This is a genomic window from Haloferax sp. s1, from assembly GCF_058382125.1.
In genome coordinates, this window is sequence record NZ_JBZRPK010000707.1 from 1 (window position 1) to 19,585 (window position 19,585).

The 19,585-nt window shown below is 60.9% G+C and carries 22 protein-coding genes and 1 pseudogene; 10 read left to right on the forward strand and 13 right to left on the reverse strand.

Going from position 1 to position 19,585, the window contains the following annotated elements; all coding sequences use genetic code 11:
* The 3 genes and pseudogenes from QT222_RS19495 to QT222_RS19505 form a co-directional block, all read right to left on the reverse strand.
* Positions 1–240: pseudogene (locus tag QT222_RS19495) on the reverse strand (iron ABC transporter permease); the annotation flags it as partial.
* A 68-nt stretch (positions 241–308) separates the two neighbouring features.
* Positions 309–1,286, reverse strand: coding sequence for an NAD(P)/FAD-dependent oxidoreductase (locus tag QT222_RS19500; RefSeq protein WP_004059132.1), 978 nt, complete (start codon positions 1,284–1,286; stop codon positions 309–311).
* The gene (locus tag QT222_RS19505; RefSeq protein ID WP_491478117.1) at positions 1,287–1,427 is read right to left on the reverse strand and encodes a hypothetical protein; all 141 of its coding nucleotides are present in this window, start codon (positions 1,425–1,427) and stop codon (positions 1,287–1,289) included. It abuts the gene before it with no gap.
* A gap of 175 nt (positions 1,428–1,602) precedes the next feature.
* Between QT222_RS19505 and QT222_RS19510 the strand changes: the two genes are divergently transcribed.
* The gene (locus QT222_RS19510) at positions 1,603–2,214 is read left to right on the forward strand and encodes a GNAT family N-acetyltransferase (RefSeq protein WP_491478118.1); all 612 of its coding nucleotides are present in this window, start codon (positions 1,603–1,605) and stop codon (positions 2,212–2,214) included.
* A gap of 45 nt (positions 2,215–2,259) precedes the next feature.
* Here the strand turns inward: QT222_RS19510 and QT222_RS19515 are convergent, their stop codons facing one another.
* The 8 genes from QT222_RS19515 to QT222_RS19550 all read right to left on the reverse strand — a co-directional run bounded on the left by QT222_RS19515 (position 2,260) and on the right by QT222_RS19550 (position 10,618).
* A complete protein-coding gene (locus tag QT222_RS19515) occupies positions 2,260–2,619 on the reverse strand; it encodes a DUF8062 family protein (RefSeq protein ID WP_049917474.1) in 360 nt (119 codons plus the stop codon).
* A 342-nt stretch (positions 2,620–2,961) separates the two neighbouring features.
* Positions 2,962–3,873 (reverse strand): alpha/beta hydrolase, encoded by a 912-nt coding sequence (locus tag QT222_RS19520; protein WP_491478119.1) that lies wholly within the window; start codon positions 3,871–3,873, stop codon positions 2,962–2,964.
* 95 nt (positions 3,874–3,968) lie between these two features.
* Entirely contained in the window at positions 3,969–5,600 is a 1,632-nt protein-coding gene (locus QT222_RS19525) for a long-chain-fatty-acid--CoA ligase (RefSeq protein ID WP_491478120.1), read from the reverse strand.
* Between the two features lie 146 nt (positions 5,601–5,746).
* On the reverse strand, positions 5,747–6,472 hold the full coding sequence (locus QT222_RS19530; protein ID WP_004059123.1) for an ABC transporter ATP-binding protein: 726 nt from the start codon (positions 6,470–6,472) through the stop codon (positions 5,747–5,749).
* Complete coding sequence (locus QT222_RS19535; protein ID WP_004059120.1) at positions 6,469–7,218, reverse strand: ABC transporter ATP-binding protein; 750 nt, start codon at positions 7,216–7,218, stop codon at positions 6,469–6,471. The genes QT222_RS19530 and QT222_RS19535 overlap by 4 nt, the downstream gene beginning before the upstream one ends.
* A 1-nt stretch (position 7,219) precedes the next feature.
* Complete coding sequence (locus QT222_RS19540) at positions 7,220–8,383, reverse strand: branched-chain amino acid ABC transporter permease (protein ID WP_231512859.1); 1,164 nt, start codon at positions 8,381–8,383, stop codon at positions 7,220–7,222.
* Entirely contained in the window at positions 8,380–9,318 is a 939-nt protein-coding gene (locus QT222_RS19545; protein ID WP_004059118.1) for a branched-chain amino acid ABC transporter permease, read from the reverse strand. Before QT222_RS19545 ends, QT222_RS19540 begins: the two co-directional genes overlap by 4 nt.
* A gap of 19 nt (positions 9,319–9,337) precedes the next feature.
* Complete coding sequence (locus tag QT222_RS19550; protein ID WP_491478121.1) at positions 9,338–10,618, reverse strand: ABC transporter substrate-binding protein; 1,281 nt, start codon at positions 10,616–10,618, stop codon at positions 9,338–9,340.
* 212 nt (positions 10,619–10,830) lie between these two features.
* Between QT222_RS19550 and QT222_RS19555 the strand changes: the two genes are divergently transcribed.
* Entirely contained in the window at positions 10,831–11,541 is a 711-nt protein-coding gene (locus tag QT222_RS19555; RefSeq protein WP_004059116.1) for a helix-turn-helix domain-containing protein, read from the forward strand.
* 138 nt (positions 11,542–11,679) lie between these two features.
* The gene (locus QT222_RS19560; protein WP_269321945.1) at positions 11,680–11,814 is read left to right on the forward strand and encodes a hypothetical protein; all 135 of its coding nucleotides are present in this window, start codon (positions 11,680–11,682) and stop codon (positions 11,812–11,814) included.
* Positions 11,815–11,945: 131 nt separating this feature from the next.
* On the opposite strand, the gene QT222_RS19565 is transcribed toward QT222_RS19560, so the two are convergent.
* On the reverse strand, positions 11,946–12,143 hold the full coding sequence (locus QT222_RS19565) for a heavy-metal-associated domain-containing protein (RefSeq protein ID WP_004059115.1): 198 nt from the start codon (positions 12,141–12,143) through the stop codon (positions 11,946–11,948).
* A gap of 131 nt (positions 12,144–12,274) precedes the next feature.
* On the opposite strand from QT222_RS19565, the gene QT222_RS19570 reads away from it, so the two are divergent.
* The 3 genes from QT222_RS19570 (at position 12,275) to QT222_RS19580 (ending at position 16,050) form a co-directional block, all read left to right on the forward strand.
* Positions 12,275–12,880 carry a winged helix-turn-helix transcriptional regulator gene (locus QT222_RS19570; protein ID WP_004059113.1) on the forward strand — a complete coding sequence of 202 codons (606 nt, stop codon included), beginning with the start codon at positions 12,275–12,277 and terminating at the stop codon, positions 12,878–12,880.
* A 132-nt stretch (positions 12,881–13,012) separates the two neighbouring features.
* On the forward strand, positions 13,013–15,604 hold the full coding sequence (locus QT222_RS19575; RefSeq protein ID WP_004059111.1) for a heavy metal translocating P-type ATPase: 2,592 nt from the start codon (positions 13,013–13,015) through the stop codon (positions 15,602–15,604).
* Between the two features lie 224 nt (positions 15,605–15,828).
* Entirely contained in the window at positions 15,829–16,050 is a 222-nt protein-coding gene (locus QT222_RS19580; RefSeq protein WP_049917473.1) for a DUF8123 family protein, read from the forward strand.
* Between the two features lie 13 nt (positions 16,051–16,063).
* Here QT222_RS19580 and QT222_RS19585 read toward each other — a convergent pair whose 3' ends face one another.
* A complete protein-coding gene (locus QT222_RS19585) occupies positions 16,064–16,921 on the reverse strand; it encodes a hypothetical protein (RefSeq protein ID WP_491478122.1) in 858 nt (285 codons plus the stop codon).
* Positions 16,922–17,042: 121 nt separating this feature from the next.
* Between QT222_RS19585 and QT222_RS19590 the strand changes: the two genes are divergently transcribed.
* The 4 genes from QT222_RS19590 to QT222_RS19605 all read left to right on the forward strand — a co-directional run.
* A complete protein-coding gene (locus tag QT222_RS19590) occupies positions 17,043–17,192 on the forward strand; it encodes a hypothetical protein (RefSeq protein WP_491478123.1) in 150 nt (49 codons plus the stop codon).
* Entirely contained in the window at positions 17,185–17,433 is a 249-nt protein-coding gene (locus QT222_RS19595; RefSeq protein ID WP_491478124.1) for a hypothetical protein, read from the forward strand. Before QT222_RS19590 ends, QT222_RS19595 begins: the two co-directional genes overlap by 8 nt.
* Positions 17,430–17,933 carry a hypothetical protein gene (locus tag QT222_RS19600; protein ID WP_491478125.1) on the forward strand — a complete coding sequence of 168 codons (504 nt, stop codon included), beginning with the start codon at positions 17,430–17,432 and terminating at the stop codon, positions 17,931–17,933. The genes QT222_RS19595 and QT222_RS19600 overlap by 4 nt, the downstream gene beginning before the upstream one ends.
* A gap of 184 nt (positions 17,934–18,117) precedes the next feature.
* The coding region (locus QT222_RS19605; RefSeq protein ID WP_491478126.1) for a minichromosome maintenance protein MCM at positions 18,118–19,585 on the forward strand (1,468 nt) is incomplete at its 3' end.

The window sequence follows — 19,585 nt, forward strand, 5'->3', positions numbered from 1 at the left end:
GAGGCCGGGTGGGAGACGGCGCTCCCAGCCGTCGGGCCTCCGCTTCCCGAGCTCCGGAAGCTCCCCGCCGAATAGCAACACCTGCCAGACCTGCGGGTCGAAAATAACCGCGGGGTCGAAGACGGCACGCCACGCCTCTTCGATACTCATCGAGAACGCGCCGAAGCTAACCTGTACGAGTCCGCCGAGCACGACGATGATGAGACTCCCGACACAAAGCGAGACGAGCGAAGCGTCCATCCAACCGAACAACCGGCTCGGTATCGACTGCTCCGTTTGCCCCGCCTGCCCCGTGCTGCCTGCTCCGCTCACGACTCAGCACCTCCGAGTTCGTGCTCACGGTGATAGGAATGGAGTGTCTCGTCCGGAATTGCATCGAGGACTCGCTCGGTCCCAATCGTCTCGACGAGTCGCCGGAGACCGCGCGATTCCGCTTCTTCGACTTCCGCGTCGGTCCGGCGCGTCTCGAAGGCACGGTCGATGTAGGATTCGCGGAGGTCGGTGACGGTGTCGTCTGCGATGTCTGTGTCATTCGGAATCTGGTTGTCGAACCACTCGTGCCAGCGGTCGCGGTCGCTCCATTCACCTTGGAACTCGCTGTCTGGGCGAAGCCAATCGTAGTGTGCAGCGAGGTCGCCGGGGAATCCTTGTTCACTCCGGTGGTCTTCGAGCAGACACCGGGCGACGTGCGCGCCGTGACCGGCGGCAATTCCTACCTGCGCATTGCGGGCACCTGATGGGGCGGCGACGTACAGTCCATCGACCGGCGTCCGCCCGTTATCGTCGGCGTACGACGAGTCGAAGTGCTCGTGTTCCTCGCCGTGGTGGTCGTGGAGTTCGAACATCGCGTCGTCGCCATCGAGTCCGCGAAGATACTCCCCGTCGTACCACGCGGCCGCGACGACCTGGTCGGTTTCGACGCGGCGACCATCTTGCGTCTCGACGATAAAGCGGGGTTCGCCGTCGGCGTAGTCCACGGATTCCACCATGTCCTGCACGTAGTCGGCTCCGGCCTCGGCGACGTGTTCGTGCATCAACTGGGAGAACGTATCCACGCCGATGCCAGCGGGGAATCCGAGATAGTTCTCGAGGTAGGCACACCGCCGGAAGGCTGACTTCCCGCGGTCGAAGACGACGGTGTCGAGACCGTATCGGGCCGTAAAGACGGCGGCGGCGCATCCTGACGGGCCACCGCCGACGATGACCACGTCGACAGTGTCAGTTAGTTCAGAAGTGTCACCCGTGTCGTCCACGGCGGTCACTTCGCCCGGGTCAGTGCTCGTCATTTAGAACTCACCAGAGACGATGTTGGCGGCGCAGTCGGCGTCGTAGAGTTGTTCGTCAGCGTCGGATAGTATTTCTACAGTCCGCTGGGTGAACACCGACCGACGTGTCGAGTTCCCCGAGTCGTCTCCATCTGTGTTCATAGGTTTTAGGCTAACCTAAGTGGATAAACAATTTTCGGATTTTAGGGAGTCCTAAAAACGTAATAGACCAGTCCGATGACCACCGCAAAACGAAGGCAGCAGGTCGTTGTAGACGAATCCCATAGAATGAGAATGTGACACATTATCAAATGGGTGAGTGACGTATTTTTCTACTATGGCCAGTACCACCGGAGAGGGCAGTGAACCCGCCTTTTGGGATCCGAGCCACTGTACTGGTACGCCCTACTGTCCGCCACGCTGCCCACGCTTCATCGACGCGCAGGGAACAGGACTCGTCATCAGGCCGTACGAGCCAACCGACTGGGAGGCACTCAACGAGATGTACTGCGACTACGCCATAGAACACCGGTCGATGGGGCTTCCGCCAGTCGACGACGCGCGGGTCGCCGAATGGCTCGAAGGACTAACCGAGCGCGGCCGCAATCTCGTCGCCATCGGTGACGAGAGCGTCGTCGGCCACGTCACATACGTGCCGCAAGACGACCCCGAGCCAGAAATCGCGGTGTTCGTCCATCAGGAGAGTCACAACCGAGGTATTGGAACCGAACTCTGTCGACACATCGTCGCCGAGGCCGTAGTCGAAGGCCTCGAAGCGCTTGTACTCCACGTCGCCCCGGAGAACCGACGGGCTATTCACGTCTATCTCGGACTTGGCTTCGAGGTCGTCCCCTCGGAGAGTACGGATACGAAGATGCGACTCTCGGTCGAGCACGCGAATGTCGTGACTAACCCGACGGCAGCAGACGTTGGCGTCGGCGGGGACTGACCCCGAGACGCGGAACGACTCGTTCCCGAACCGGAGCGAGTCGGATTATTCGGGCGCGATGATTGACTGCTCGTCGTCTGCATGACTGAGTGCTACATCGTGTCGCGTGTGACGGGCATGTGTTCGCGCCCAGCGCCGAGCGGGCGTCTCGGAGAGGAACTGCTCACCGTCCGGACACTGGCGACAACTGACGACCCACGGGGTGACACCGTCCGGAAAATGTCCGGTGTGGCGGTGGTGGTCCAGTGCAAACTGTTCGACCGACTGATTGCCGAGTTGTAATTCGTCCAACTCGTACGAGAGGTCCCATTCCTCGTTACACCGTGAACAGAAGACAGTCGGCGTGTCATCTATCGGGTCGGTTGGAACCGGTCTTTGGAAGTCGTCGTCGCTCGGTCGAGACATAGTCAGGCTTTGGTGTCGAACCTCTTGTACGTGTACCCTGGATGTGAGACACACCCAACCAAGGGTCGTGGTGTGGTGACAATCACCGTCAGCGACACTCAACCACCGTGTCACCGCTGCCACACGCGGCGAAGACACCTCGGCCGCAGAGAGGTGCATCGCGCCGACCGAGACGGTCTCGCACACGAAATCCGCACTGACAATCTGGAGATTGAGCGCGTCGATAAACAGGACGCCGACCTCGAACCCGGCCGGATGTTTGAGCACACTCAGTCCGTCTCGGGGGGTGCTCGAAAGGAGGTCCCAGTTGTGGATGGATTGCTACAGATTCGCTGTCGGGCTTCAGATGCGCTGTTGGAAGTCGTAGACCGAGTCGTACAACGCCTGTCTGTGCGGACCGTGCATCATAAAGTGGGTGCCACCGCCGATTTCGAGATACTGAGTCTCGTCGCCGCCGAGTTCGTCGTACAGCGTGAGCGCGTCGTCCCGGCGTGCGACTGGGTCGGCGCTGCCGCGGACGACGAGCGTCGGAACCTCGATAACCCCCGCGTCGTACACCGGGTTTCCGTTACACCCGGCTCGAACGTCGGCCAGTGCCCCCGTCTGCGCGATGTACGCGTCTTCTCCCTCGACGCCCTGATTCGAGGCGACCTGTGTTTCCCAGACTGCCTCGAACAGGGGTGTCGTCTCTTCCATCCCCTGTCGTTTCATCACCGTCGATTTCTCCTCTTTGTAGTACGCGTCGAGGTCGGGTTCGAGACCGAGTCCGGCAAGCCCCTCTTCGAAGTCGTACGGTGGAACGTACACGGGCGCACACAGGACGAGCGATTCGAGTTCGGGGGCCGACTCCGTAACGAACGTGCCGCCGGTCATCGTCCCCCACGAGATACCGACGAGGTGGACCGCGCCGAATCGTTCGCGGACGAACTCGTAGGCCGCTTCGACATCCATCGCCGCGTCGCTCGCTCGAACCGGCGGCCCGTGTTCCTCGGGAGGGACCCGCATTTCCGGTGGTCGCTCACTTTCGCCGTAGCCACGGATGTCGACCGCGAAAACGGCCTGTCCGTGCTCGGCCGCACGATGCAACCACGAGTACGAATCGTCGTCCGGGACGGGTGGCGCGAGAAGCGCCTGCGACGAGGTCATACCCCCGTGAAGGAACAGTACGGCTTCGTCCGCACTCTCGGGAGTACGCTCCCAGACTCGAAGACGAGTCCCATCTGCCGAATTCGCGTCGTGTGCTACCAAATTCATATGTTACTATTTGAACACTTATCAAATAAGAGATGGGGTCATATGTGAACCGCAGCGTCGCATCTATCCACCAATCTTAGCCTTCATCGACCGGCTCATCCCTCACCGACCATCCGGTCTTCGGCCTGCCATTCGCGCTTGCGGAGTTCGAACTTCTGGATTTTTCCAGTCGCCGTCGTGGGCAACGATTCGACGAACTCGACTTCTTTGACCACTTTGTAGCCGGCGAGCGACTCGCGCATGAACGACTCCAATTCGGTTTCGGTGACGCCGGGGTTCTGTGCATCGCCGGTGGTCGGAAGGACGAACGCCTTCGGTGACTCGCCCCACCTTTCGCTCGGTGTCGGGACGATTGCGACTTCCGAGACGGCCGGGTGGTCGTGCAGAACGTCTTCGAGTTCGAGACTGGAGATGTTCTCGCCGCCGGAGATGATGATGTCCTTCTTGCGGTCTTGAATCGTGAGGAAGCCCCGTTCGTCGACCGTTGCGAGGTCGCCCGTATGGAACCACCCCTTGATACGGTCGTTGAAGGCCTTCTCCGTCTCTTTGGGCTTGTCCCAATACGCTTCGAGAATCTGGTTGCCGCGAACGACAACCTCGCCGATGGACTCCCCATCGCGGGGCACCATCTCGCCGTCTTCGTCGACGACCGCGACTTCACACCCCATGAAACCGATTCCCGTCTTCTTCTTGATGGCGAACCGAGAGTCGCTGTCGTCGTCGTAGAAGCGACGGAAGTCGGACGACACGATGAGCGGTCCCGTCTCGGTGAGACCGTACATCTGCTTGAAGTGCCACCCGAACTCGTCTTCGAGCGTCCGTATCGTCGCCTCCGGCGGGGCGGCACCACCGGATGCGATACGTAGTGGGTTGTCGCCGAGCGTCTCCGGTTCGTGTTCTCGGTAGTAGTCGACGAGCATGTTCATCACCGTCGGCGCGGCACAGAGGTACGAAACGTCCGCTTCGACGATTGTCTCGAAGATATCGGCAGGGCCGACACCGCGGGTACAGACGTGAGTCGCACCCATTCCCGTAAGAGAGAAGATATGCCCCCACCCGTTCGCGTGGAACATCGGAAGCGTCCAGAGGTACACGTCGTCGTCGCGAATCTCCTGGTGGGCGACGGAGGTGTAGGTGTGGATGGCCTCCGCCCGGTGTGTCATCACCACGCCCTTCGGGTTCCCCGTCGTCCCTGAGGTGTAGTTGATGGCCGCGATATCGGCTTCGTCCATACTTGGTCGGTCGTACGTGTCCGGGTCGGTGTCGGCGACGACCGTGTCGAAATCCTCCCACGCGCCCGCCGTCGAAGCGCCTGCGACCGCGTCGGCGTCGGTGGTGACGAACACCTCGGTCGGAATCTCGTCGCGGATGGCGTCTATCTTCTCTGTGTACTCGTAGTCGGCGACGATGGCTTTCGCCTCGCAATCGTTGACAATGTAGTCGAGTTCGTTCGGCGTCAGTCGGTAGTTCAACGGGGTGTGAACCGCCCCGATTTGAAGCGTCGCATACGCCGATTCGAGGTGGTACCGCGTGTTGGGGTCGATGACCGCGACGCGGTCCCCCTTCTCGACACCACGGGTTTGCAACGCCGCAGCGAGTCGGTCGACTCGGTCACCGAGTTCGTCGTACGTTACTCGGTCTCCGGCAGTCGTCACCACGGCGTCCATCTCACCGTAGTACCTCCGTGCCCGGTCGAGGAACTCGGTTGCAAGTAGTTCTCTGTGCATAGGTATAGCATGACAATATTGGACGGAAAGTGACGTGGTTCATATATAAACAGACGGGGAAGACGCGTGTTCGCCACGCTCGGCGTCACCAGCGCGTGCGTCACTGGGTTAGAAGGCACCGGCCTTCGGTGTCTCTCAGTCCGTGCCTACATCCCGCTTCCCTGCATTAATTTCTGAATCTCCGGCTCTTCGACGAGTTCGTTCGGGTCACCGCTGGCGACGATTTCGCCACGCTCGATGACGTAGATTCGGTCGACGACATCGGGGACGTGGGTCGCGTTCGACTCGGCAACCAAGACCGCGATGCCGAGGTCGTTGATGGCCGTGATATGTTGCTTGAGGTTCGAGACAACTACGGGTGCGAGTCCTTCCAGCGGTTCGTCGAGGAGCAACAGGTCGGGCTGGAGCGCGAGCGCTCTCCCGACCGCAGTCATCTTCGCTTGCCCGCCACTCAGGTTCTCGACGTTCGCTTCACGGCGCTCTTCGAGTTCCGGGAACACCTCGTAAACATCGTCTACGACGGCGTCTTCGTCCTCGATTCCTCGCTCGTCGCCGAGCGACCAGATGGGCAATCGAAGGTTCTCGTCGACGGTCATCCCCGTGAACAGTTTGCGGTCTTCGGGTTGGTAGCCGAGTCCGCGGCCGGGGATACGGTCGGCTGGCAAGTCGGTCAACTCCTCGTCACGGAAGCGAATCGAGCCACCGGTCACGTCTGCGAGACCCATGATGCTCCTGAATGTCGTCGTCTTCCCAGCGCCGTTGCGACCGACGAGACCGACGGCCTCGCCTTCGCCGACCGTGAGCGACACGTCGTGCGTGACATCGAACCCGGCGACTGAGGCGTCGACGCCGGTCAGTTCGAGGAGCGTCATGCTTCCACCCCCAAGAGTAAGCGACGGAGTTCGTCGTCCGTCTCAAGGATAGCTGGTGGTCCTTCGCCGTGGATACCGCCCTGATGGAGCGCGACGACTCGGTCGGCATACTCGGTGACGATATCCATGTCGTGTTCGATTGTGACCGTCGTGACGCCTTCTTCGCGGCTCACCTCGGCAATCGTGTCGATGACGTACTCCTTTTCTCGCGTCGAGACTCCCGCGGTGGGTTCGTCGAGAAGGAGATACTCCGGGTCGAGACCGAACGACATTGCAACGTCGAGGAGTTTACGCGTCCCGTGCGCGAGCTCTTCGGCGACCGTGTCGGCGTGTTCTGCGAGTCCGAAGTTGTCGATGAGTCCGTCGACAGTCGACTCGACCCCGTCGTGTTCGTCTTTGAGGCTGAACATGCTTCGCGTGAGCCGTTGCTTCGAGAGGACCGCCGTCCGCACGTTCTCGCGGACGGTCATCTCCTCGAAAAGTTTCACGACCTGAAAGCTCCGCACGAGTCCCGCGTGAACGCGCTCGTCTGGAGAGAGTTGTGTCACGTCCTCTTCGTCGAGAAGCACGCGCCCAGAATCCGGTTCGAGGTGTCCAGTCAGGAGGTTGATGAGTGTCGTCTTTCCGGCCCCGTTGGGACCGACGATAAACACCATCTCGCCCTCCGTCCTCCCGAACTCGACGGTTACATCGTCGGTGGCGCGGACGCTGCCGAACGACTTCTGGAGAGAATCCGCGCGGAGCATCTTACCGCACCCCCAGCGCGGACCGGACGTCGCTAATCCACTCCCGGACAGACCGGATGAGGCTAGCCAGCCCGTTCGAGACCCACACTGTGATAACTGTCGGGTCTTCTCGGAAATCTCGACCCGCACCGGACAACAGACCACCAGACCGAAGCGACCCGACGAGTCCACGCGGGAGTCCGAAGACGATGACGAGCAGCGCGAATCCAGTGAGTGCGTCGAAGTAGGCGGTCACGTCGCGTCCAACGTCCTGCAAGAACACGAGAATGACACCACCCACGAGCGGGCCCAGTAGGGTCTGGAAGCCGCCGAGAATAGCCATAAACAGGATGTCTCCCGAGCGCAGGAAGTACAACACCGGACCGGGTCTGACGTGCTGTTGGACCATCGCGTAGAGCGCGCCCGCGACGCCGCCGTAGATACCCGAGATGACGAACGCGGTCCAGACGTACCGACGGACAGGGATTCCGATAAATTGTGCGCGGGTTCGGTCCTGTCCGATGGCGTCGAGGGCGTTCCCGAACGGCGACTTCACCAGCCGCCACATCACGAGGAGCGACACCACGAGGATAACGATAGTCAGGTAGTACAGGACCACTGCGTACGCCTCCGGGTCGAGTGCGAGACCGAAGACGAGTGGTTGGCGCGCCTCGCCGGGGCGAACCGGAAGTCCGTCGCTCGACCCGAAGAAGGACTGTCCCTGAACGAGCGCGTACAGGAGTTGCCCGAACGCCAGCGTCAGAAGCGAGAAGTACAGTCCCGTGTGGCGAAGCGAGAGATACCCGATAATCCCCGCGACGAGCGTCGCTACGACGACCGCAGCGACCAGAAGAACCGTAAACGAACTCACGTCGTACTTCGCCGCAAGCACGGCCGTGGTGTACGCACCGGTGCCGAAGAACGCCGCGTGACCGAACGACACCAGTCGCGTGTGGCGAAGGAGGAGATTGAGTCCGACCGCGGCGAGACCAAACAGGAGTCCCTGGTGGACGACGGTCAGTTGCAGACTCGGCGTCATCAATGCGAGGTCGGGGATGGCAAATGCGAAGAGCAACCCTACGAGCACGAGTACGGCTTGCCGCTTCGTGAGTTCGAGACCCTTCATCACACGGATGCGTGTCTCTCCATTGTGAGAGACCAGCCCCGGGCGCGACCGTTCAGTCATGCCACCTCACCCCACGTGCCGAAGAGCCCCTCCGGACGGACGAGCAGGACGATTGCCATGATTGCGAACGGGGCTGCGAGTTCCGCCGGAGGGTACTGCCAGATGGCCCACCGACTCAGGACGCCGACGAGTAGTGCGGCGACGAAGGCACCGCGGAGGCTTCCAAGTCCCCCAATGACGATGACGACGAACGACAGCACGAGCGGGTTCGCCCCCATGTCGAGGCTAGCGAATCGCGGTGGGAGCGCAAGTGCACCGGCGAATCCTGCGAAGAACGCACCGAGTGCGAATACGAGTGTGAACGTTCGACTGGTGTTGACACCGATTGCGGTCGCCATCTCACGGTTGATGGCCGTCGCGCGGATGATTCGGCCAGTCTTAGTCCGGTTGAAGAACCAAAACAGGGCCGCGACGGTCACCAATCCGAGGAGGATGATGACCACGTTGTAGGTCGGATACGTGAGTCCGACGAGCGACATCAGGGGTATCGAGTTGATACCGCCGTAAGCGTCCTGCAGTCGGAGCGGCGATGGGCCCCAGATGAACTTGTTCACGTCCTTGATGATGAGGAGTAACGCGAAGGTGAGGACGATTTGATACACCTCGTCGCGCTCGTAAATCGGTCGGAAGAACGTCGTTTCGAGGAACACCCCAACTGGAACGAGCACCGCCGCAGTCGCGATTGCTCCGAGGAGCACGATGCCGAGGAACACGAGCTGTGTCGAAAGCGTCGTGGGCGGGGCGACGAGCCCAGTCAAATACCCGATGATGGAGAATCCGACGTAGGCACCGAGCGCGAACAACTCGCCGTGTGCGAGGTTTAACACGTCGAGGATGCCGAGGACGATGGTCAGGCCCGAGGCGATGAGGAACAAGACGAACCCGTACTGGATTCCGTGGAGCGTGTGCGTGACGAAGTTTTCGAGTCCTATCATAGTGTCAAAATCGGGTGCGTCACCAACTCGAAATCCAATCGGATGCCGTAACGCCCGGTGGCGGGGCGAGTTCGGGTGGACTGTTCATCGTGACGTTCTCGAGTGCGGGTGCGCCGAGGTCGTCGTCCCAGACCATATCGCCGTAGTAGGCGTTCGAGAGGCCCTGGTGGCCCATGCCCATGACGTGGTAGCCCGCGGGCGTGTAGAAGCCGTGGCCTTCGAGCGCCCGCGCAATCTGTTCTTGCGAGGGCCACCCACCGGCCAGTTCGACGGCCTTCTCGGCGGCGGTCGCCCAAGCGGTTACCGCTCCATAGCCACTCATGAAGTGTGCGCTCGGGACGATATCCCACTGGTCGCGTGCTGCTGTAAGGAGTTGCTTCCCGGGCTTCCACCGGGACGGCGTCGGTTCTCCCCAGTAGAAGTTTCTCGACCCGGAGACGGCGTTTGCCTGCTCGACGACGTCCTTGCTGAGGTCGTTGACGGCGCTGTAGAGAACGGAGCCGACGAGGCGGGTATTTTCGAACATGTTGTTCGCCGCACCCTGATTCAACAGCGTAGTGGCGTCGCCGCCCCAATTCGACGAGAACGTCACGTCCGGTTGGTTATTGTTGACTTCGGTGATGTGAGTCGACATGTCCTCTGCGAGGAGGTCGGGGTAGCCCTCGTAGACGACTTCCGCACCAGTCAGCTTCTGGATAGCTTGCTTGAACGTGCCGAACTCGTCTTTCCCGAACGCGTAGTTCGGATTGATTCCCGCGATGGTGTCGATGTTGTCCGCTCCGAGTCGAGTAACGGCCGCTCGGGCGGCGGCGACGCACTCCATTACGTCGTGGTTCTGGAACCGGAACGAGTACGTCGGGTCCGGAACCGTCTCTTCGTACAACGTCGTCACCGTCCCGTCGGTTCCGACGTTCACCACGCCCTGGTTTTCGACTTCTGGGGCGAGCGCAGCGTGGCCGCCACTCGAGATGGGGCCGAACGTCACGTCTTTCCCCTCATCGACGAACTGTTTGTAGTTCTCGACGTGGGCGTCGGCCTCTTCGACGACCTCCAGCGTTATCTCTCGACCTGCGATACCACCAGCCTCGTTTATTCGCTGCACTGCCAGTTCCGCACCGTACTGTGTTTGTAACCCAAGAACGGCAGCAGCACCCTCCGTGAACGTTTGAAGGCCCGCCTGAATCGGCTTGTCGGGAACATCGGCCGATTCCCCGGATTGTGACGGCTCGTCGTCGCCGACGAGCGCCGAACACCCTGCGAGCGATGCTGCGAGGGCGGTTCCACCGATTGCTTTGAGCATGGTACGCCTATCGAATGGTGTGTGTGGTGATGACATTGGTATCCACTAGTGTCGACACGGGTCTTCGTGTGAATCCGAGACCATAGATAACAAATGACACAACGGGCGGATAAAGTGACAAGGGTTTATCTATAAACCCGAATCCGCGTTCTGAGGCCGAAACCACGGCCCATGAAAATGCTTATCTATAATGAATATTGACAACTCCTAGCATGGAATCGCTCATGTTGGATATGGTACAGTACGACTGTCCATACATCGACACCACGGTGGAACACGAGGTTTCGTTTACCGGTCTCCACTGGGATTTTAATACGGCCCGGCAACAGCTCGAGGCGCGCGTGTTAGTGAAAGCGGAGAGCGTCGAAACGCTCGACGCCAGCCTCGAAACACTCCGCGGGCATCACAATATGAAGGACTACCGCCTGCTCTCTCGACGGGGAGACCAGGCTATCATCAAGAACGCGGCGGACCAGACGAACGCGATGAAAGCGGTTCGGGAAAACGACGGGTATCTCACGGGTGCGTTCGAAGCCAGTAACGGAAGTGAACGCTGGCACATCGGGTTCGACCAGAACGACGTGGTCGGCGACGCGCTCTCGGAACTCGACCGGCACAACGATTTTACCGTCGAGTCGCGGGCGACGATTACGTTCGAGGACTACTTCGACCTCATCGAGCACGTGGGACCGGCAAAGTCGATGTTAGAGGCCTGTCGGTCCCTGTCGACGGTCGAACGTCAGACACTCGAAACCGCCCACAGAACCGGGTATTTCACTACCCCGCGTGAGGCGACCCTCGGAACACTCGCCGACGAGTTCGGCATCTCCAAGACCGCCGTCTCGAAGAACCTCCGTCGCGGACAGAGCAAATTACTCGGCGAAATCGTCGAGGCGATGGGCGACATCGATGACCACGACTGACGGCCATCAGGACCGGAGTTCACATACCAACCCAGCGATTGAATATTCAATTCTCCATACAATTACTCGGAACGTGGCAGTGCTGCGATTCCCTGCGATGCCGTATCTACTTCCCCACGCACACATGCCTCGTTCCAGATGTCCCGTACCTCGGCCGGGTCCCCTCCACCCATCCCGGTCTTTGACGACGACAGTCGCGTCGAAACGGTCGCCGAGACGGCGAAGACGAGAGACCGGCGAAGTACCGGTGTGCCTCTGCCAGCTATCGAATAACTACGTAAGCCGACGCATCGGGACACGAACTGACGAACCGAGAGGAATTCAAACAGCGCGATACGGCGCGCACTCAAGAACGCACAGCGCGTTTAGACGCTCGTAGGGCACTCAAGCACTCGTCGGCCGCTTCAGACGCTCGCCTCGTAGCCCGCGTCCTCGACGGCGGCGACGAGGTCAGCGGAGTCAACGTCCCCTTCGACCGTCGCGGCTTCAGCCTCGCGGTCGGCGGTCGCGGAAGCGACACCCGAAACCTCGGCGAGTGCCTCTGCGACGCGTTGCTCACAGTGTTCACAGGTCATACCCGTAACTGAGATTGTCGTACTCATCGATACAACGTACGCCCCTCTCAATTTAGTCGGGTTTCCTTTTGTTTTATTGGGTGTTCGCGGACGCCGACTTTGGAATCAAAAGCAAAATCCGAGAAACACCTATTTCCTCGTAGTGCCAACTGAGGTCCATGCGCAACCTCGACGAGACGGACCTCCGTATCCTCGAACTCCTCGCCGAAGACGCTCGGAGACCGTTCAGCGACATCTCGGCCGAAGTTGACCTCTCCGCACCAGCAGTCTCCGACCGAATCGACCGCCTCCGCGAAGAGGGAGTCATCCGGCGGTTCACCGTCGACCTCGACCAATCCACGCTCTCGGGTGGCACACCCGTCCTCGTCCGACTCGCCGTCCGTCCGGCATTTGTCGACGACGTACGCGACACGCTGCGGGATGCCGAACCCGTCGAACACCTGTTCGTCTCCGCCGACGGAGACGTGACGTTTCACGCCAGACTGGGCAGCGATTCGATTCGCGCCGAGTTGCACGAACTGCTGGACCTCTCGACCGTTCGCGACTACGAGGTTAGCCTCGTCGAGTCCGCAGAGTGGACGCCGACGGTCAACGGAACCGGATTTGCGCTGGAGTGTGCGGAGTGCGGTAACACCGTGACGAGCGAGGGTGAGCGCGCTCGTATCGGCGGCACGCTCTATCACTTCTGTTGTTCGTCCTGTCTGGGTCGCTTCGAAGACCGGTACGACCGACTCGAAGCGGGCGCACAGGCGAGTGAAAACTGAGACGGCCGCGGGGGTCGGATGGCCGATGGCATTCGGTTTCGTTAAGTTTGGAATCGAAAGTTCGGGTGCCCCTTCCCGCTGGGTTCCGAAGGCACAATCGAGGTAAGAGAGGGTCACGTATCTAGAACTAACATGAGTAGCCGAACGACACACCTGGATATCCGCGGCATGAGTTGCGCGAACTGCTCGCGCACCGTCGGGGAAGCGGTCGAGGCACTCGACGGAGTGTCCGAAGCCACGGTCAACTTCGCCACCGACGAAGGGACCGTGGAGTACGACCCAGAGGAGGTATCGCTCAGAGACATCTACGACGCCATCTCGGAAGCGGGCTACGAGGCAGTCTCGAAGACACGTACCGTCGGCATCTCCGGCATGAGTTGTGCGAACTGCGCGGACGCGAACCAGAAGTCGCTGGAATCGGTTCCGGGCGTCATCGACGCCGAGGTTAACTTCGCTACCGACGAGGCGCACGTGACGTACAACCCGACCGACGTGAGCCTCGACGACCTCTATCAGGCGGTCGAAGACGCCGGATACGCGCCCGTTCGCGAAGATGAGGGTGACGACGGCGAGTCAGCCGAAGGCGCCCGCGACGCCGCTCGAAACGAGGAGATTCGTCGCCAAAAGCGCCTGACACTCTTCGGCGCAGTGCTCTCGTTGCCGCTTTTGGGGATGCTCGCAGTCGAGTTATTCACGACCGCGGGGCTTCCCGAGACGATTCCCGGAATCGGCATCCCGATTGGATGGCTCGGGTTCGCCCTCGCGACGCCAGTGCAGGTAGTTCTCGGTCGCGAGTTCTACGTGAACTCCTACAAGGCGGTCGTGAAGAACCGCACCGCCAACATGGACGTGCTCATCGCGATGGGGTCGTCGACGGCGTACTTCTACTCGGTCGCCGTGCTCGTCGGTCTCCTCGCCGGGAGCCTCTACTTCGACACCGCCGCACTCATCTTGGTGTTCATCACGCTCGGAAACTACCTCGAAGCGCGCTCGAAAGGACAGGCCTCGGAGGCACTTCGGACGCTTCTCGAACTCGAAGCCGACACGGCGACGCTCGTCGACGACGATGGAACCGAACGCGAGGTTCCCCTCGACGAGGTCGAAGTCGGCGACCGGATGAAAGTCCGCCCTGGCGAGAAGATTCCAACCGACGGGGTCGTCGTCGACGGTGATTCCGCGGTCGACGAATCGATGGTGACCGGGGAGTCCGTCCCCGTCTCGAAAGAGTCCGGCGACGAAGTCGTCGGTTCGACGGTGAACCAAAACGGCGTCCTCGTGGTCGAAGCGACGAAAGTCGGCTCCGAAACGGCCATCCAGCAAATCGTCTCGATGGTCAAGGAGGCACAGGGCCGCCAACCGGAGATTCAAAACCTCGCCGACCGCATCTCGGCGTACTTCGTTCCGGCGGTCATCGTCAACGCCCTCTTCTGGGGAACAGTCTGGTTCCTCTTTCCCGAGGCGCTGGCCGGATTCATCCAGTCGCTTCCCGTCTGGGGACTCATCGCTGGCGGTCCGGCCGCCGCTGGCGGAGCAATCTCTACGTTCGAGTTCGCCGTCGTCGTCTTCGCCTCGGCCGTACTTATCGCGTGCCCGTGCGCCCTCGGACTCGCGACCCCGGCCGCAACGATGGTCGGGACAGCCATCGGCGCACAGAACGGCGTCCTGTTCAAAGGCGGTGACATCCTCGAACGCGTCAAAGACGTGGAGACAGTCGTCTTCGACAAGACCGGCACGCTCACGAAAGGTGAGATGACGCTGACCGACGTGGTCGCTATCAGTCCCGCCGCCGACGGGTCGGGCGTCGTCACGACTGGCGAGGACGAGACCCTCGACGAGGACGCAGTCCTCCGGTACGCCGCGTCCGCAGAGCGAAACAGCGAGCACCCGCTCGCGCGCGCCATCGTCGATGGCGCGGAGAACCGAGGTATCGACCTCGTTGACCCGGACGACTTCGAGAACGTTCCCGGCCACGGCATCCGCGCCACCGTCGACGGAGTAACTGTGCTCGTCGGTAACCGCAAACTCCTCTCCGAAGACGGTATCAACCCGGAACCGGCGGAAGACACCCTCCGCGACCTCGAAGACGACGGGAAGACCGCGATGTTGGTCGCCGTCGATGGCGAACTCGCCGGTGTCGTCGCCGACGCCGACGAGGTCAAGGAATCTGCTGCCGAGGCAGTCACTGCGCTCCGCGAACGTGGCGTCTCTGTCCACATGATTACCGGCGACAACGAACGGACCGCCCGCGCCGTCGCCGAACGGGTCGGTATCTCCCCCGACAACGTCAGCGCGGGCGTCCTCCCCGAGGACAAAGCCGACGCCGTCGAGTCACTGCAAGCGGACGGCACCAAGGTTATGATGGTCGGCGACGGCGTCAACGACGCGCCCGCACTCGCCGCCGCATTCGTCGGTACTGCACTCGGGTCTGGGACCGACGTGGCCATCGAAGCGGCGGACGTGACGCTCATGCGCGACGACCCACAGGACGTGGTGAAGGCGATTCGTATCTCCGCAGGGACGCTCGCGAAGATTAAACAGAACCTGTTCTGGGCGCTCGGCTACAACACCGCGATGATTCCACTCGCGTCGCTCGGTCTCCTGCAACCGGTGTTCGCCGCCGGCGCGATGGCGTTCTCGTCGGTCTCCGTGCTGGCAAACAGCCTCCTGTTCCGCACCTACACGCCGGACCACGACTACAAACTGCTCGACTTCCTCCGTCGGTAGGCCGGTCGAACCCCCCTATTTCACCTCGAACAACAATTCCACCGGCGAGTGTTTTCTTCGGCTCGAATGGAGGGTCAACCGTCGTCTGTCGTTCTTTCGGGTACCTGCGGTCTCGCCGTTCGGTTGTCACTCACATCTGATTGTGTCTCGCCGTTCAGTTATCACTCACGTCCAGTCGCGTCTCGCGTCCATTTTTGTCCTCATACGGCGAACTAGCAATGGTTATGAGTAGTAGAATCGCGACCCGATGGAGCGCGTGGCTCGTCATCGCAGTCGGCGTCTTCGTCGTTCTCGTCGGAGTCGGAACGCTCGTCGGTGCGCCGTGGCGCTACGCAAGCGGTGGTGTGGCCATTGCTGCCCTCCAGATTTTCGGGGCAGTCTCGTCGGTCGCAGTCGGGGTGGGAATCGCGTGGCTCGGCGTAGGCAACACACGCGAAAAACGGTGAGACGGCGGCGCGTTCAGTACCGCGACGGGAGGAACGCCAGACCGATGAGGAACACGATAGCCGTGAACGAGACGATTGCGATGCCCCACAGACCGTTTTCGGTCTCGTGGAACTGCTCGATCTCGACCACTTGCCGCTCGTAGCTATCGTAGTTCGTGGTCAGGACCATCTCTTCGCCGCCCGCGGGGAAGTACGCGAGGTACTTCTGGTCGTCGATCGTCACGTTCGCCTCGTTACTAACCTCGATTTTCTTTTCTTCGGAGGCGAACCATTCGAGTGTCACGCCGCTCGTCTCGACAGCGGCGACGGTGACCGAATGGTTGTCGTAGGTGAACGAGTCGCCCTCGGCGACGGTGCGCGTCTCGTTGGCCGGGAAGTACTCTCCGGCGGGGACGAGCGTCGAGCCGTTGACGACGACGTAGCGCTCACCGTTTCGGGTGACTGTCTGGTTGTCGGCGTTCGGGTCGTTCTGTAGGATTGCCGTGTCGTTTCGAATCTCGACCAGCGTCGCCTCGCTCGGGTTGGAGGCGTTCGGGACTTCGACACGGTAGTCCGTGCCGGCGAGCGTAATCGTGCTCGCGTTGTCCCACGTCTCGGTGAAACGGGCAGAGTCGTTTACGTAGGTGAGTTCACCTGAGCGGACGATTGTGGTGCCACCACCGTGGCCGCCAGATTCCTCTTCCTCGGTAATAGACGACACTGTGAACGTCTGGTCACTGTTGGGGACAGAGAATTCGTCTCCCTGTGCCAGCGAGTACTCGGGGTTCTCGAAACTGATCGACGGCGTCGATGCAGTCGCGATGAGTGAGTATGCACCGGCACCGATGACCAGGAAGAACACGACGGAGATAGCCGCGGCGCGTCGTTGCATGGTTTCGGGATGGGCCACGCGGCGTATAATGATTACTAACCTGAGCGCAGGCTACATAAAAGCGAGCTATCAGCAGCCTGCAAAACCTGCCTACGTCCCTGAATATGAGGGGTGGGCCTAAATGGCTATCTCCCGCTCACCCGGGTGCGGCTGCCTCGGGTGTTACGAGCACGCAACCGCAAAGGTTCGAGTGCCAAAGAAGGGTCTCCGGACCGTCTGTGACGAGCATAAAAACGGCCACGAGATCGTGGAGGTGCTCGACGATGAGTGAGCGCCCCCCGACACTCGAACTCATTAAAGTCCACGACACTCGCTACGGCCGCAAGAGCGGGGCCGACCTTGGACTACTTGCCGTACTTGTGGCCGCACAGTTTGGAGCATTCTGGCCAGCGAATGAGGCCTTTGCACTCGGGCTGGGACTCGGGTACGTCGCGTCCATCGCGCTTGCTTTCGAGTACGGAACGCGCGCCGACTATCGAGCGTGGCAGCGCCACCAGGAGTGGTCGGAATGAGTGACCTCGAAGACCGCGTCGAAGAGTTGGAAGCTCGCGAGGAACTCATGCGTGAGCGGATGACCCGTGCGTTCGAACTCATCGAAGACCAAGCCGACACAATCGAGGCACTTCGGGAGGACCTCGCTGAGTCTGAACAAGAGCGTGAACGGCTCGTCTTCCGCGTCGGCAAGCTCGAGGCCATCCTACCCGACGAGACGACACCGTACGACCAACTCTCTCGCGAAGAGCGCATCATGCGTGTCCAAGACTACGTGATGGAGCGAGCGTACGCCTCAAACGGACGATTCTCCATCACGTACGACGACGTCCTCTGGTCGGTGTTCGACGGCGAGCCCTCGGCTGGGTACTGCTATAAGCTCATGCAACTCGCCGCCCAGGAAGACGGCTTCAGTTACGGCGAGTCCGACGGGAAGAAACTCCGCGTTGATCTCGACCACGTGAACGGCGACGGCGTGCTTTCACGCGTGAATAACGGCGAATCAGAGGAGGCTCGCTGAGATGGTTTTCTTTCACGAGACCATCCCACCGCCGTTTCATCCGGTGTAAGTTCAGTTGTAGTAGCAGTTGTAAGCAAGCTTCAGTCAGTCACAACGCCGTCGTCCAATCCGTCGTCCACCGTCGCTTTCGGCGGTCTGAACGGTTGGACACGGATTATTCACGCGTGAAAATCGCGCCTCACCAATGTCAGCAACCACACCCGGACCGCAGAATCGAGATCTCACCGAGCGCTTCATCGCGTTCTACCGCGACTACTACCGGAACGAGATCGGGACGCTCGCACAGCAGTACCCGAAAGAAAAGCGCTCGCTGTATATCGACTACGACGACCTGTACAACCACGACCCCGAGCTCGCCGACGACTACGTCGAGAAACCCGGGCAGTATCAGGAGTACGCCGAAGAGGGCCTCCGTCTGTTCGACCTCCCCGCCGACGTGAAACTCGGGCAGGCGCACGTACGCCTCCAGAATCTCCCGGACACCACCGACATCCGCGACATCCGAGTCAACGACGACCACATCGGGACGCTCATCGCTGTCCAAGGGATCGTCCGGAAGGCAACGGACGTGCGCCCGAAGATTACGGAAGCCGCATTCGAGTGCCAGCGCTGCGGGACGATGAGTTACATCCCACAGGGTGATGGAGGCTTTCAGGAACCCCACGAGTGTCAGGGCTGTGAGCGTCAGGGCCCGTTCCAAATCGACTTCGACCAGTCGAACTTCGTTGACTCCCAAAAGATTCGCGTCCAGGAATCCCCAGAAGGCCTGCGCGGTGGCGAGACGCCACAGAGCATCGACATCAACCTCGTCGACGACATCACAGGGAAGGTCACCGCCGGTGACCACGTCACTGTCACGGGCATTCTCCACATCGAGCAACAGTCGTCGGGCAACCAGAAGACGCCAGTCTTCGATTACTACATGGAGGGCGTGTCGGTCACCGTCGAGGACGAAGACTTCGAGGACATGGAGATCACCGACGACGATGTTGCGGCCATCCAAGAACTCTCGAACGAACCCGACATCTACGAGAAGATGGTCGACTCGGTCGCACCGTCGATCTTCGGCTACGACGAGCGGAAGCTCGCGATGGTTCTCCAACTGTTCTCGGGCGTCACCAAACACCTACCGGACGGGACACGCATCCGTGGGGACTTCCACATGCTGTTTATCGGCGACCCTGGAACGGCGAAGAGTCAGCTAATACAATATGTTGACACTATTGCCCCTCGGTCGGTCCACACCTCGGGAAAAGGGTCGTCAGCGGCCGGACTCACCGCGAGTGCTGTTCGCGACGACTTTGGAGACGGCCAGCAGTGGACGCTCGAAGCGGGGGCGCTCGTGCTCGCAGACCGCGGAGTCGCGGCCATCGACGAACTCGATAAAATGCGGAGCGAGGACCGGTCGGCTAGTCACGAAGCACTCGAACAACAACAAATCAGCGTCAACAAGGCGGGTATCAACGCGACGCTCAAGTCCCGGTGCTCGGTTATCGGTGCGGCCAACCCGAAGTACGGCCGCTTCGATCAGTACGAGCCCATCGGCGAGCAGACCGCCCTCGAGCCCGCGCTCATCCCCCGGTTCGCCCTCATCTTTACGTTCATCGACAAGCCGGACCGAGACAACGACTCGAAGCTCGCCCGCCACATTC

Bases quoted from the DNA above. Each gene is read 5' to 3' on its own strand.
- QT222_RS19500 (WP_004059132.1), bottom strand. From the start codon at position 1,286: ATGACGAGCACTGACCCGGGCGAAGTGACCGCCGTGGACGACACGGGT.
- QT222_RS19505 (WP_491478117.1), bottom strand. From the start codon at position 1,427: ATGAACACAGATGGAGACGACTCGGGGAACTCGACACGTCGGTCGGTG.
- QT222_RS19510 (WP_491478118.1), top strand. From the start codon at position 1,603: ATGGCCAGTACCACCGGAGAGGGCAGTGAACCCGCCTTTTGGGATCCG.
- QT222_RS19515 (WP_049917474.1), bottom strand. From the start codon at position 2,619: ATGTCTCGACCGAGCGACGACGACTTCCAAAGACCGGTTCCAACCGAC.
- QT222_RS19520 (WP_491478119.1), bottom strand. From the start codon at position 3,873: ATGAATTTGGTAGCACACGACGCGAATTCGGCAGATGGGACTCGTCTT.
- QT222_RS19525 (WP_491478120.1), bottom strand. From the start codon at position 5,600: ATGCACAGAGAACTACTTGCAACCGAGTTCCTCGACCGGGCACGGAGG.
- QT222_RS19530 (WP_004059123.1), bottom strand. From the start codon at position 6,472: ATGACGCTCCTCGAACTGACCGGCGTCGACGCCTCAGTCGCCGGGTTC.
- QT222_RS19535 (WP_004059120.1), bottom strand. From the start codon at position 7,218: ATGCTCCGCGCGGATTCTCTCCAGAAGTCGTTCGGCAGCGTCCGCGCC.
- QT222_RS19540 (WP_231512859.1), bottom strand. From the start codon at position 8,383: ATGACTGAACGGTCGCGCCCGGGGCTGGTCTCTCACAATGGAGAGACA.
- QT222_RS19545 (WP_004059118.1), bottom strand. From the start codon at position 9,318: ATGATAGGACTCGAAAACTTCGTCACGCACACGCTCCACGGAATCCAG.
- QT222_RS19550 (WP_491478121.1), bottom strand. From the start codon at position 10,618: ATGCTCAAAGCAATCGGTGGAACCGCCCTCGCAGCATCGCTCGCAGGG.
- QT222_RS19555 (WP_004059116.1), top strand. From the start codon at position 10,831: ATGGAATCGCTCATGTTGGATATGGTACAGTACGACTGTCCATACATC.
- QT222_RS19560 (WP_269321945.1), top strand. From the start codon at position 11,680: ATGTCCCGTACCTCGGCCGGGTCCCCTCCACCCATCCCGGTCTTTGAC.
- QT222_RS19565 (WP_004059115.1), bottom strand. From the start codon at position 12,143: ATGAGTACGACAATCTCAGTTACGGGTATGACCTGTGAACACTGTGAG.
- QT222_RS19570 (WP_004059113.1), top strand. From the start codon at position 12,275: ATGCGCAACCTCGACGAGACGGACCTCCGTATCCTCGAACTCCTCGCC.
- QT222_RS19575 (WP_004059111.1), top strand. From the start codon at position 13,013: ATGAGTAGCCGAACGACACACCTGGATATCCGCGGCATGAGTTGCGCG.
- QT222_RS19580 (WP_049917473.1), top strand. From the start codon at position 15,829: ATGAGTAGTAGAATCGCGACCCGATGGAGCGCGTGGCTCGTCATCGCA.
- QT222_RS19585 (WP_491478122.1), bottom strand. From the start codon at position 16,921: ATGCAACGACGCGCCGCGGCTATCTCCGTCGTGTTCTTCCTGGTCATC.
- QT222_RS19590 (WP_491478123.1), top strand. From the start codon at position 17,043: ATGGCTATCTCCCGCTCACCCGGGTGCGGCTGCCTCGGGTGTTACGAG.
- QT222_RS19595 (WP_491478124.1), top strand. From the start codon at position 17,185: ATGAGTGAGCGCCCCCCGACACTCGAACTCATTAAAGTCCACGACACT.
- QT222_RS19600 (WP_491478125.1), top strand. From the start codon at position 17,430: ATGAGTGACCTCGAAGACCGCGTCGAAGAGTTGGAAGCTCGCGAGGAA.